The sequence below is a fragment of the Cryobacterium sp. Hh38 genome, from assembly GCF_004403235.1.
Taxonomy (GTDB): Bacteria; Actinomycetota; Actinomycetes; order Actinomycetales; family Microbacteriaceae; genus Cryobacterium; species Cryobacterium levicorallinum.
This window is the reverse complement of sequence record NZ_SOHD01000033.1, coordinates 108,793-121,627: the sequence shown is the minus strand read 5'-3', so window position 1 is coordinate 121,627 and position 12,835 is coordinate 108,793. Positions and strand designations below refer to the sequence as shown.

General features: G+C 65.4%; 11 protein-coding genes. 5 read left to right on the top strand and 6 right to left on the bottom strand.

Translation table 11 applies throughout. The annotated features are described in order from the left end of the window. Positions 1-34 precede the first annotated feature (34 nt). Both E3T41_RS12210 and galU read right to left on the bottom strand, forming a co-directional pair. Positions 35-694 carry a GNAT family N-acetyltransferase gene (locus tag E3T41_RS12210; RefSeq protein WP_092451036.1) on the bottom strand — a complete coding sequence of 220 codons (660 nt, stop codon included), beginning with the start codon at positions 692-694 and terminating at the stop codon, positions 35-37. A gap of 51 nt (positions 695-745) precedes the next feature. Further along, positions 746-1,639, bottom strand: coding sequence for a UTP--glucose-1-phosphate uridylyltransferase GalU (galU, locus tag E3T41_RS12205; RefSeq protein ID WP_104132030.1), 894 nt, complete (start codon positions 1,637-1,639; stop codon positions 746-748). Positions 1,640-1,673: 34 nt separating this feature from the next. On the opposite strand from galU, the gene E3T41_RS12200 reads away from it, so the two are divergent. The 4 genes from E3T41_RS12200 (at position 1,674) to E3T41_RS12185 (ending at position 5,316) form a co-directional block, all read left to right on the top strand. Then, the gene (locus E3T41_RS12200; protein ID WP_092451040.1) at positions 1,674-2,252 is read left to right on the top strand and encodes a 5-formyltetrahydrofolate cyclo-ligase; all 579 of its coding nucleotides are present in this window, start codon (positions 1,674-1,676) and stop codon (positions 2,250-2,252) included. A 109-nt stretch (positions 2,253-2,361) separates the two neighbouring features. Then, complete coding sequence (locus E3T41_RS12195) at positions 2,362-2,706, top strand: FmdB family zinc ribbon protein (protein ID WP_092451042.1); 345 nt, start codon at positions 2,362-2,364, stop codon at positions 2,704-2,706. 3 nt (positions 2,707-2,709) lie between these two features. Continuing rightward, positions 2,710-3,201: a large conductance mechanosensitive channel protein MscL gene (gene mscL, locus E3T41_RS12190; RefSeq protein WP_233195086.1), complete on the top strand. Its 492-nt coding sequence runs from the start codon at positions 2,710-2,712 to the stop codon at positions 3,199-3,201. A 120-nt stretch (positions 3,202-3,321) separates the two neighbouring features. After that, a complete protein-coding gene (locus E3T41_RS12185; RefSeq protein ID WP_134478785.1) occupies positions 3,322-5,316 on the top strand; it encodes a leucine-rich repeat protein in 1,995 nt (664 codons plus the stop codon). A 169-nt stretch (positions 5,317-5,485) separates the two neighbouring features. On the opposite strand, the gene E3T41_RS12180 is transcribed toward E3T41_RS12185, so the two are convergent. The 3 genes from E3T41_RS12180 to E3T41_RS12170 all read right to left on the bottom strand — a co-directional run bounded on the left by E3T41_RS12180 (position 5,486) and on the right by E3T41_RS12170 (position 10,564). Next, complete coding sequence (locus tag E3T41_RS12180) at positions 5,486-5,704, bottom strand: hypothetical protein (RefSeq protein ID WP_134478783.1); 219 nt, start codon at positions 5,702-5,704, stop codon at positions 5,486-5,488. Further along, positions 5,701-9,480, bottom strand: a complete 3,780-nt coding sequence (locus E3T41_RS12175; protein ID WP_134478781.1) for an ATP-binding protein — start codon at positions 9,478-9,480, stop codon at positions 5,701-5,703. The genes E3T41_RS12180 and E3T41_RS12175 overlap by 4 nt, the downstream gene beginning before the upstream one ends. 67 nt (positions 9,481-9,547) lie before the next feature. After that, a complete protein-coding gene (locus E3T41_RS12170; protein WP_134443793.1) occupies positions 9,548-10,564 on the bottom strand; it encodes a magnesium and cobalt transport protein CorA in 1,017 nt (338 codons plus the stop codon). A 47-nt stretch (positions 10,565-10,611) separates the two neighbouring features. Between E3T41_RS12170 and E3T41_RS12165 the strand changes: the two genes are divergently transcribed. Beyond that, complete coding sequence (locus tag E3T41_RS12165; RefSeq protein ID WP_134478779.1) at positions 10,612-11,253, top strand: 4'-phosphopantetheinyl transferase superfamily protein; 642 nt, start codon at positions 10,612-10,614, stop codon at positions 11,251-11,253. Positions 11,254-11,506: 253 nt separating this feature from the next. Here the strand turns inward: E3T41_RS12165 and E3T41_RS12160 are convergent, their stop codons facing one another. After that, positions 11,507-12,835: a M1 family metallopeptidase gene (locus E3T41_RS12160; protein WP_134478777.1), complete on the bottom strand. Its 1,329-nt coding sequence runs from the start codon at positions 12,833-12,835 to the stop codon at positions 11,507-11,509.

Below are 12,835 nucleotides of genomic sequence, written 5' to 3'. Positions count from 1 at the left end.
TGATTCCGCCCCCGAACGGGGCAAATCGGGGCGATCATCGAACGATGACCCGCACCGGATGCGCGGCCGACTCGAGATCGGCCGCGGTGACCGTGGCGGCATCCGCTGGGACCAGACCATCGTGCCAGCGGCGCAGCACGCCCTGGGTGAGTTCCTCGGCGACCAAACCGAAGCAGAAATGGTCGCGCCAGTCACCGTTGATGTGAATGTAGCGGCGACGCAATCCCTCATAGCGAAAGCCGAGTTTCTCCACGACCCGCAGGCTCGCCTTGTTTTCCGGGCGGATGCAGATCTCCATGCGGTGCAGGCCGAGCTGATAGAAGCAGTAGTCGGTCGCGAGCGCCACGGCCATCGGCGTGATCGACTGGCCGGCGAACTTCTCACTCACCCAGTAGCCGATGGTCGCCGATGACAGTGATCCCCAGGTGATCGACGACACGTTCAGCTGGCCCGCCAGTTCGCCGTTGCTTTCGATGATGAATGGCAGACCGTTACCCGACCGCGAATGCGTCAACAGGCTCCGGATGCTCGCGCGCGTGTCGAAAGACATCGGCGCGTACGGGTTCGTCGCCTCCCACTTGCGCAGCCAGGAACGGTTGGCCAGAAGTTCGCCCTCGAGGGCGCGGGCGTCGCGCAATCGGATCGGGCGCAGGGTGACGGCCCCCTCGCGAAGGGTGGGAATAGCGATCGGCACGGTTCGCCTGTCTGTCGTGGGCTGAAAACCCCGGTGGGGCTCTGTAAAACGTTAGTCGAGCGTGGCGACGAATTCGTGCAACCAGGGCTTGAGGTCGCGCCCGAGGTCTTCGCGATCGACGGCGAGTTGCACGATGGCCTTGATGTAGTCGAGCCGGTCGCCGGTGTCATAACGACGCCCACGAAAAATGAGGCCGTACACGCCGCCGGTGGTTTCGGGGTTGACGGCCATCTCCTGCAGGGCATCGGTCAACTGAATTTCGTTGCCCTTGCCCGGCGCGGTGTGCTCGAGAATGTCGAACACCTCCGGACGCAACACATAGCGGCCGATAATGGCGAGGTTTGAGGGAGCATCCTCTTGGCTGGGCTTTTCGACCAGCCCGGTGATGCGCACGACGTCCGGGTCGTCGGTCGTTTCGACCGCGGCCGCGCCGTACAGGTGAATCTGCGACGGGTCGACCTCGAGCAGCGCCACGATGCTGGTGTTGCGCTTGCCCTGCTCCTCGAGCATGCGGGTGAGCAGGGGGTCGCGGGCATCGATGATGTCGTCACCGAGCAGCACGGCGAAGGGTTCGTTGCCGACGTGCATGCGGGCGCGCAGAACGGCGTGGCCGAGGCCGCGCGGGTCGCCCTGACGCACGTAGTGGATATCGGCAAGCTCGTTGGATTCGCGCACCTTGGCGAGCCGGGTCTGGTCACCTTTGCGTTCGAGCATGGCCTCCAGCTCGGTCATGCGGTCAAAGTGGTTCTCCAGGGCGTTCTTGTTGCGCCCGGTGACCATCAGCACGTCGCTGAGCCCGGCCGCAACGGCTTCCTCAACGACATACTGGATGGCCGGTTTGTCGACGACGGGCAGCATCTCCTTCGGCATGGCCTTGGTCGCTGGCAGAAATCGTGTTCCCAGCCCAGCTGCGGGAATGACGGCTTTAGTTATCGGGGTACCCATGGGCCCTAGGTTAGTGGCAAGTAGGATGCCTTATATGGACTCCGACATTGGTCATCGAAAGCGTGCGCTGAGAGCGGAGCTGCGCGAACGTCGCCAGAACATGACATCGTCGGAGCGTGAATCCGCCACGGCCGGCTTCACCGCAAACCTGCAAAGCCTCGTCGTGGATCTCTCCGCCCGATCGATTTCCTGCTATCTGTCGGCGCGCAATGAACCCGATACCCGGCCCTTTCTCAACTGGGCAACGGCAGAGGGCATCCGTATTCTGTTTCCCATTTCTCGCGAAGACGGTCTGCTGGACTGGACCGTCGGCGACGGCGAAGAAGAATTCACCGGCATTTCCGGGGTTCCCGAAGCAGTCGGAACCTTGCTCGGCCCGATCGCCATCAACGATGTCGACCTCATCATCGTGCCGGCAGCGGCCATCGACGAGTCCGGTCTGCGCATGGGCTGGGGCCGCGGCTACTTCGACAAGACCCTCGGCTCGATGGAAAAGTGCCCGCCGGTCTACGCCGTCGTCTTCGACAGCGAATACCTCGACGAGGTTCCCCGCGAGGTGCACGACCAACCGGTCAACGGGCTCGTCACCCCGACCAGAATCATCGCGTTCTGACCATTTAATACCGCCCGTGAACCCCGTTCTGCATGTGACGGGGCGCCAGCGCGCCTAACCTTAGTTCTGGCGGGCATTTTGCCTGTCGGCTCAACCAGCTGGAGATGCAGTGCCTACCTACTCTTACCGTTGCACCGAGTGCGACACCGCCTTCGACATCCAGCAGGCCTTCACCGACCACTCGCTCACGGTGTGCCCGACCTGCCAGGGCAAACTGCGCAAGGTCTTCTCCTCGATCGGCGTGACCTTCAGCGGCTCCGGTTTCTACAGCAACGACTCTAAATCGGATGCGAAGCGGTCCAACCCGAATCTCGACCGCAAGCCGAGCGAAAGCTCGAGCGACAAGTCCGACTCCTCGGCGAGTAAACCGGCCGAAACCAAGACCGAGAAGAAGGCGGACAGCACACCCGCCAAGTCCGCGGCCCCCTCCGTTCCGACCGCCAAGGCGTCTTAGAGCATGGCGCTGACCAAGACGGTCGCCCAAGTCATTCGTTTGGAGCACCCCGTGATCAACGGTTTCAAAGAATTCATCATGCGCGGCAACGTCATCGACCTCGCCGTCGCCGTCGTCATCGGCACGGCGTTCACCGCCCTCGTCACGTCGATCGTTACGAGCATTTTCAACCCGCTCATCGCGTCGATCTTCAGCGCCGAGTCTTTGGCTGACTCGCTCGTCCTGCCTCTACGTGGTGGCGACGGCATCTTATTCGGTGCCGTCATCGGCGCACTGATCAATTTTCTGCTGATCGCCGCCGTTGTCTATTTCGCGATCGTGCTGCCGCTGAACAAGCTCAAGGAAGCCCAGGACCGTCGCCGCGCCGCCGGGGTTCCCTCCGAGGTCGTCGCCGACCCCACGACCGAGCTCGACCTGCTCACCGAGATCCGCGACCTGCTGGCCAGGAACGCCGCAACAGCCGCTTCCGACGAGGGCTCCAAACACACCGCCTAAAATACCGTCTGCCCCGTTGTCGGGGGAACACCTATCCCCCCCCTTTTGGGTAATGTGAGCACGCCCCCGGGCAATTCGCGCGGACTGGCCGCACGGTGAACGAATTACAGGAGCGGTCAGATGAACCAGCTATTCTTGCGCGCGAGCGGATGCGCCGCAGCGCTCGCGCTCATCGCTGCCGCCCTCCTTGTGGCTGGCCCGGCCTCGGCCGCGACGACCACCCAAATCATCAGCGGCGTCACGTATACGCTCGACGACGCGGCCAATACCGCCTCGGTCACTGACTACGACCACTCTGCGGCGAGCGTGACCATTGAGTCCAGCGTCGGCTCGTATCCGGTAACGAGCATCGGCGTGGACGCCTTCCGGGTAGCCTACGAAGACACCACGTCCACGAAACTCAGTTCCGTTTCCATCCCTGGTTCTATCCTCGCCATTGAGGACGGTGCATTCCAAAACAATGCTCTGAACCCCATCGCGATCCCTGGATCGGTCATCACCATCGGGGCATTCGCCTTCGCCGACAACGACCTGACCACCCTCACGCTGCCCGACTCGGTGCTCTCCGTCGGCGCTTTCTCCTTCTTTGCCAACAAACTCACCACACTCGATCTGGGTGAATCTATCGTCGACATCGGCGGCACGGCCTTCAGCGGTCATCTGCAGGGCAACGGCACCGACAACAATATCGGCTCTGTCGTGATCCCCAACTCCGTCATCACCATTGGCGACGGCGCCTTTCAGCACCTGAACAATCTGACCGAGGTCGTACTCGGCGACTCGGTTGAAACTCTCGGTGAATACGCCTTTGGCTTCTCCTACAATCTTGAATCGATCAGCATCCCCGATTCAGTCACGACCATCGGACCGTATGCATTTGCAGTGAGCGGGCGTCTTTCCGAGTTGGCTTTGGGTAGCGGGGTCAGCACAATCGCCGCAGGCGCGTTCCAGCAGACGGCGCTCACGTCGGTGTCCATTCCCAATTCCGTCACCGAAATCGGCGACTTCGCCTTCGCTTATGGGCACCTGACCTCGGTGAGCATCGGCGCGTCAGTTTCCAGCATCGGTAACCAGGCGTTCTCCAACCAATCAGACTTTATGTCCCATGAATTCGTCAACGATCTGACTTCTGTGTCCTTCGCGGGCAATGCCCCCACGGTGTTCACTGCCGGTTCTGAGCAGGACCAAGGCTCGCTCGGCTTCAGTACCGGCCTGACGGTGTCATATTTCTCGGACCGCACCGGCTTCACCAACCCCTGGCAGGGGTACGCCACGACGCCCGTCGTGCGCGATGTCACAGCGCCAACCGTCACGATCGATGGCGGCGCCTTTGTGACCACACTCGATCTGACACCGGCGATCACCGGTACCACCGGCGAAGCCGCCGGCACAACCGTCACCGTGGCTCTCGGTGATCAAACATTGACGACGACAGCGACCGGAACCGGAACCTGGGCAATCTCCCCCACGGTCACTGCGGGCAGCTACACCATCTCAGCATCCGTTACCGACGAGGCCGGCAACACCGGAACCGCCACCCAGTCCTTGCGGGTCAACTCTCAGAACCCCGCAGCGTTACCGCCGGCCAGCACCACCGCCGAACTCGAGACCTTCATCGTCGACAACAGCCTCGACAGCGCTGCCACCTCCGCAGCCTTCATCGCCACCGGAGCCACAGTGGGCAACCCGCTCGACTCGCTCGACACCAGCGAACCCTTCTCAGGAAACCTGCCCTGGTCCGATCCCACGGACAGCTTTGTCGATGTCTACGCGTACTCCTCACCGACTTTGCTCGGCACGTTCCCCGTCGTAAATGGCATGGTCATCATCAACGGCGTCAACCTCGCCGCCTTGTCAACCGGCGCCCACCACCTCGTCTTGATTGGCCAGACTAGCGGCGCCGTCTCAGTACTCAACATCACCGTGCAGCCCGCCCCCGCACCCGGAACGGGCACAGGCACTACAGCCGCAGCCGCAGCCGCAAGTACAAGCGCGACGAGCACACTAGCCGGGACCGGAGTGAACGCCTCCGCACCGATCGGCTCGGCACTTGCACTCGTACTCCTCGGGGCCGTTCTCTTGCTCAATCGCCGTCGAACCGCGACGCAGTATTAGAGCCGCAACCAGCAACCGTAGTTCCGAAACCGGTACGTAGCCGCGGGTGCAGGCTATCTGCGGGGTGTCGAGGTGTTTCAGCTGAGAAGCAGCTGACCCGCTCCTGGGGTGTCACCACCTCGACACGAAGCGAGCCGTGCCGGACGCAAGCGGCGGCGGCACCCCACAACTACCAGTGCGGCGGTCGATCCTGCAGCAACTGTGCCTCGTTCGCGCTGGGTGCGCTTCCGGTGTGCGCGACGCCGCCCTCTTCCCGTAACACCGGCGGATGCGGGTTCGGGTCGGTGTCCGGTGCCGGCAGCAGACGGGCGCGCCGAGCCGTGCCCGCGGCCTTCACGATCGGCTGACGCTCGGTACCTAGACGCGGCGCATCGTCCCGAGCGCTCACGCGCCCGGCCGCTTCGGCGCGATCGTGGAGGCGTCGCCGGACGCAAAGGGCGGGGCATCCGTTTGAGGAACACCGGCGATGGCGGCGACGCGCGCCGCCACGGCGTCTGGGTTACTGAACAATTCGAAGCTGTGCACGCGCAGGTAATGCCAGCCGAGGCGGCGCAGCACTTCGGGACGCAGGCGCAGGGACTCGCGCAGACTCGCGCGGCCGACCACGGCATCCGTTTCAACCACGATGGCGCGCGTGCCGTAGGAGGCGGCCAGGGCGAGCTTGCCGCGGTGCCCGAGACGCACGCTGAGGCCGAGCTTTTCGAGGCGGCCGCCGAGGTCGACGAGCATGGCCTCGCTCGCGTCTGGAACCTGCACCTCGTCGCGGCGGGCCTCGGTCTCACTGAGCACCTGGGACAACGCGAGGATGCCATAGCGCTGACGATCCTCGTCGATGTCAGCCGGGCGAAAGCAGGACACGATGTCGAGCGCGCGGCGGGCCCGGGTCATGCCGATCGCGAGCAGGCGTTCGCCACCGGGTTCGCCGAGCGAACCGAAGTTCGACAGCAGACGCCCGTGCGGGGTGCGGCCGTAGCCGATCGAGAAGATTACCCGGTCCCGGCTCTGCGCCACGGCCTGCTCGAGGGTGAGCACGGTGAACGGTTCGCTGCGATCCTTCAGGATGAAGTCGGACAGGTCGGTGCGCTTCGCGAACGCGGCCAGCACCGCCTGCTGAACGCGAACGGCGTGCCGGGTGCTCGCGGTGATCACCATGAGCGATTCGCGCGCGCGCTTCGATGCGTGGTCGAGCACGAGGTCGACAACCTTCACGACCTCAGCGTCCACGCTCTCGATGGCACCGCTGTCGGCGTCGGGCATGCCACGGCCACCGGCAACATAGTTAATGGTCAAGCTGCCGTGGCCGAGAAAGCTTCCGGCCCAGGGCAGCGAGTCGATACGGCCACCGTAGAAGCGGTGGTTGACCAGTTCGGCGAGGTCTTCGCCGCCGGCCCGATAGCTGCGGGTGAGGGTCAGGGTCGGCAGCAGTTCGCCGAGGCGGGCCAGCGCTGAGTCGGCGTGCAGGGCATCGACCGAGACATCGGGCGTCGGCGCGGCCTCCCCCGAGGCCGAAATTCCGGTCTCGAATACTGACGGCGTCTGGGTGACCGGGTCACCGAACGCGACAATCTGGCGTCCGCGGCGAATCGCGCCGACGTTTTCGGCGAGGGTCGTCGCTCCGGCATCGACGAGTAGCACTGTGTCAAAGGTGATCTGGTCGCTGATGTCGGCGATCTCGTACGGCGAGGCGAGCCAGACCGGCGCGAGCACCCTCCCGAGGTGCGGGGCGACCTCGTTGAGCCGGGCTGGCGTGGCCCGGTCGGCGCGCAGCAGGCGGCGCAGCTGATCGGCTTCCTCGGGAAAGTCGACGACGCCGATCTTCCAGGTTTCGGCCAGTAGCCAAGCCAGCAGCTTGCCCGAAGCGGATGCGTGCGCCTCGTCGACGAGTTTGAAATCGGCCTCGAGGCGGTCCAGTACCTGCGTGTTCGCGTTGAGAAGGGCTCGGTCGCTCGCCAGCATAATCTCGAGCACGGACTGCCACCAGGCGAGTTCGAGCTCGACAGCGACGTTCTCCTCAGACACGTGCCGCTGGGACAGGTCGGTCATCAGCGGGTCGAGGTTGTGCTCGCGCAGCGTTGCGAGCAGCGCGGTGCGCTCGTGCAGGTTGGCGAGCACCTCACTCTCGGCGGCGAGGCCGGAGATCATCGACACCAGTTCACCGAGCTGACGCCCGGCGAGGGTGCGCGGCGTGCCGACGGTGCCGAGGGGAACGTCGAGCAGGCCGAGGTCTTCGGAGACGCGCTGAAAAGCGACGTGCACGTCGTTGATGCCGACCGGTACCTCGGGCGTGACTCCCGCGGCGGCGTAGCGCTGCCAGAGCGTGCGCTGGTCCTGGATGCGGCGCAGGCTCTCGTTCATATCGCTGACCCGCACGCCGGGGCGCTGGTACTCCTCGGCGAGCTTGCGCAATCGGCGCCGGCTGGCCGAGCTCATCTCGGAGGATTCACGCCGCGACGACGTGGCGGCGATCAGCTCGATCAGCGAGCGGTCGTAGACGCCCGGCTGGAACTTGTCGAGCGTTTCTCGAATATCGAGCAGCAGGCGTAGGTAGATGCCGAGTTCGTTGATCGTCTCGAACGGGCGCAGCCGGGTCTGGCCGATCAGACCGTTGGCGCGTTCAAGCAACCGCGGCAGTTCAACCTGGTTGATGCGCTTGGCGAGTTGATGCGAGTTGGAGGCATCCGCTGAGGAGGTGAAGGAAGCGCCGTACCAGGGTGAGTCGCCGGGGCCGTACCGAAACTCGCCGAGGATAGCGGCTTTGATCAACGTATTGGCGGCGGCGGATCGGGAGTGAGCGAGCAGCTCGAGAGCGTGCCGGTCGAGCCGGGCCGTCGTCGACGGCGGCTGCGGCAGCTGCGCGAGGCGCGCGAGCTCACCCAGGGCATCGAGGACAGAGACGCCGAGCGCCGAATCGCGGCGGGTGAGCGCCGCGCGGTAGTCGAGCAGCACCTTGCGCAAGCGCACCAGGGCATCGTCCACGTCGCCGACCCGCGGCTGGGTGGCCTTCTCGTTGCGTGTGATCGACTGGATCAGGTCGCGGCGCAGCGAGCGCGGAGTCACGGCGATGCCGGGCAGGCCCACCTGCACCAGGCGACCGGCGATTCCGTCGAGGCTGGAGCGGCGGGCGCTGACCACGAGCACGCGCTTATGCTGGGCGACGAGCGAGCCGATCGCGTTGACGATGGTCTGGGTGCCGCCGGTTCCGGGCAGGGTCTTCACGACCAGAGAGTTTCCCGCCGCGATCTGCGCGACGACATTCTCCTGCTCGGGGTCTGCGTCGCCGAGCAGCGTGTCGGTGGCGGGCGGACGGGCATCCTGGCCGATCGGCACCACCGGGTTGTAGGCGGACCCGATATTGCGCTTGGCGGTCATATTGCCGGCGACGGCGTCGAGCAGCGGGTGGTCGAGGTTCGAGGCGTCGGCGGCGAGTGCTTGGCCGCAGGAGGCGAAACTCGAAACGACGAGCCGGGGCACGACGTTGAACCAGGGCAGATGGGAGGTCAGGCCGCGCAGGCGGTCGATGACCGGCTGCGGTTTGAACGCACCGTTCGTGACGGCGAGCGCCACAAAAGCGTCGGCGTCGAGCACGATCTGAAACTGGTCCTTCAGCGCGCGGGCCAGTTCGGGGTTGAGAAAGGGCTGGCCCTTGAGCTTGAGCTCGTAGTCACGGCCGTAGCGGCGGATCGCAAGCGGGCGCAGCAGTACCGGGGCACTGTACTCGACGTCCTGGTAACGCCACTCGGCGAGGCCGATGGCGAGGTTGACCGACTCGATGCCGCGCATCGAGCGCAGTTCGATGCCCTTCTGGGTGATCTCGTTCGCGGCCAACCGGGCGTTGCGGAGCGCGAGTTCATCGCGAATGAGGTTGGACAGCAGGGTGGTCTTGCCGATGATGAACTGCGGCAGGCCCCCGGGATGGGTGGCGCTGAGCTCGATGCGGGTGCGGGCTTCGTCGGTGAAGTGCAGCAGCGGGGAGCGCCCGCCGAGCGCGGCGAGTTCATCGCGCCAGCGCTGCCAGACCGGCTCGGCGATGTTACCGGCAGTGAACGCCGGATCGCCCAGACTGAGGTTGTGGGGACTGGTCACGTTTTGCGGGTCGATGGGGACGACGTCCAGGTACTTGGAAAGCACGTCGTCGTCGTCTTGTTTTCTATCGAGGTGCCACACAGGGATACCCTAATTGCGAAACTACTGTTTTTGTTTGAGGCGGCCGGGGTTTCGCGTGATTTGGCCCTTACAGCCAGTCCCGACGCTTGAAGACGATGTACAGGGCGCATCCCATCGCGAGCATCAGGGCGAGCGCGAACGGGTAGCCCAGGGTCCAATGTAGTTCGGGCATGTGGTCGAAGTTCATGCCGTAGATGGTTCCGACCAGGGTCGGCGCGAACAGGATCGCCGCCCAGCTGGAAATTTTCTTGACCTCTTCGCTCTGCGCCAGGCTGGTCTCCGACAGGTGCCGCATTTCGTCGTTCTGGGCCTGTCCCACGAGGGTGCTGTGCACGGTCAGCGCGTTTTGCAGCAGCTGCCGAAAGGCGTCGCCGCGTTCAACGATGCGCAGGGTATGGTCGAGCACATCGCGCAGGTGCCGGTGCAGTTCCAGGTCGACGTTGTATTTGTCGAAGCCACGCTGCATGGCCTCAAACATACCCACGAGCGGTTGGGTGGCTCGTTGAAACTCGATCACTTCGCGGGACAGGGCGTAGATGCGTCGGCTGACCTCGGGGTCACCGTCGAAAAGTTGGTCTTCGATCTCATCGATGTCATTTTCGAGGCCGGCCACGACCGGCCCGTACTCGTCGACGACCTGGTCAAGAATCGCATACAGCACGGCTTCCGGGCCGAGGGCGAGCAGGTGCGGTGCCTGCTCCATCCGCTGGCGCACCTGGGCGAGGTCGGGCGATTCCGCGTGACGGATGGTGACGACGAAGTCCGGGCCGACGAAGACGTGCAGCTCACCGAATTCAACGCGTTCCTCGTCGTCCATATAGCGAGCGGGGCGCAGCACCACGAACAAAATATCGCCGAACCGCTCGATCTTCGACCGCTGATGGCCCTTGAAAGCATCCTCAATGGCCAGGTGGTGCAGGCTGAACTCGGTGGCGACGGCCCGCACTTCCTCCTCGCTCGGCCGGTACAGTCCGATCCAGGCGAAGCCCTTATGCTCCTTCATGACCTCGAAGGTCTCGTCGAGGCTGGGCGGTGTCGAAACCCGATGCCCGTCCACGTAAACCGCGTTGTCCACCAGGGCCATGGGCTCTCCTTGTTCGCTCCTAGTTTGCCACCGCGTACGGTTGCAGAGTGACGCAAACGGATGTCTCCCTCTTCCTGGCTCCGCGGGCGCCGCTCCCTGAGACCGACCGTCTGCACCTGGCCGAGGCCGTCGCCCGGGTCTGCCGGGTTGAGCTCACCGAGGTCACCATCGCGCAGCGCTGCGAGCGCTGCGGTGGCGCACACGGGAAACCCCGCGTGCTGCGGCCCCCGGGCACCTTCGTGAGCCTGAGCCGCGCCGCCTCGACCGTCGCCGTCGCCGTGTCGCTGGCCGGGCCGATCGGTGTCGATATCGAGAGCGTCAGCGCGGTCGGCCGGGCCGGGTTCGACGACGTCGCGTTCAACGGGACCGAGCAAGAAGCCCTGTGGGCGGTGCCGATGGCGGCACGCGACCGGGTGCGCGCGACGCTCTGGACGGCGAAGGAAGCGGTGCTCAAGCTGTCCGGGGCGGGGCTGACGGTGGACCCGCGGGAGCTGACCGTTGTATACCCGAAAGCGGCGGCATCCGTTCTCGTGATGGAGCCGCGGTGGCAGCTGCTGAGTTGGCCGGGCGCTTCCCTCGATCTGGCCGACCTGCACCTGGCGGGCTTCGACGCCGGCCCAGGCCTGGTCGGCACGGTGGCCACCCTCGGCCCGGAAGCGCCCCGGATCGTGCTGCTCCCCCAAACGTGAGGCGCAGCGTAACGGATGCCTGTTGCTGGTGCCCACAGGCGCCGCCGCCGGCATCCATTTCATGCTGCGCGGGACTTGCGCCGCTGCGCGGGAGGCCCAACTCCCGCGCAGCGGCGCAACACCCGCGATACGCGCGACCCCGAGGCCACTCACCACCCCGCGCACTGGCACGACTCCAGCGGAGCGCACGAGCCGGGCCACCCGCCCAGCGCGGCTATCGGCTCGGCAGAGCCCGCTACCGCACCCAGCGCAGCTAGAGGCTTGGCAGGGGCCGCTCTTGCACCCAGCGAGCCACGAACCCGCCGATCGCCCGACTGCCGGTGTGCTCGGCAAAGAACTCGATGAAGTCATCGGTGGAGACATACCCGTGCCGCCGGGCCGACGTGTATGCGCGCAGGGCTGAAAAGAAGGCCTCGTCGCCGAGCGACTTGCGAATGGCGTGCAGGGCGAGCGCTCCCCGTTTGTAAACGCGGTCGTCGAACATGGCGTGCGGGCCCGGGTCTCCGACGACGATGTCGTGGGGCAGCGCAGCGACCTTGCCGCGGTGCAGGGCGGCCAGAACGTCGGCGGTGCGACCGCCGCGTTCCTCCTCCCAGAGCCATTCGGCGTAGCAGGCGAAACCCTCCTGCAGCCAGATGTCCTGCCAGCGGGCCACGGTGAGGCTGTTGCCGTACCACTGGTGCGCCAGTTCGTGGGCGATCAGCCGGTCTTCGCCGTGGTTGCCGTCGACGTGGTTGCTGCCGAACACGGCCAGGCCGTGCGCCTCGAGCGGAATCTCCAGCTCGTCCTCGGTGACGACGACGGAGTATGACGCGAACGGATACGGCCCGAATCGGTCGGCGAAGAACGCGATCATCTCGGTGAGGCGGGCGAAGTCGGTGCCGACCCGGGTGGCCAGTTCAGCCGGAAAGTACAGGCTGTGCGCGACCGGCCGGGCGGCGAGGTCGCGGCGGCGGTACCGACCGATCAGCACGGTCGCGAGGTAGGTGGCCATTGGCTCCCGCACGTCGAAGGTCCAGCTGGTGCGCCCAGAGCGACTCGACTGTGCCGACAGCGCCCCGTTGGACACCACGGTGTATCCGGATTCACAGCCGACGGTGATGCGAAAGGTGGCCTTGTTGCTCGGATGGTCGTTGCACGGAAACCAGGAGGGGGCCCCGCAGGGCTGCCCGGAGACGAGTACGCCGTCGTCGAGTTCTTCCCAGCCGACATCACCCCAATTGCTGCGCACCGGATGCGGCGCCCCGCGATAACGCACCACGACCTCAAACAGGGCCCCGGCTTCCACCGGTGTGGCGAGCGTGATCACGAGTTTGCGGGCCGTGTGCGTCACCTTCGCCGGCCGCGCGCGGTTCACTGTGACTTTTTCCATGCTGAGGCCGGCGAAATCGAGACTGAATCGGTCCAGCCGCATCAGCGCCCGCGCGGTGATGATCGCGGTGGCGTTCAGCCGGTTGGTGGCCACTCGGTAATCGAGGGTCAGCTCATAGTGCTCGGCGCTGTAGCCGCCGTTGCCGGAGGTGGGAATATAGGGGTCGCCGGCGCTGGCGGCACCGTGAGTGGTCTGCAGAGTCTGGCCCAT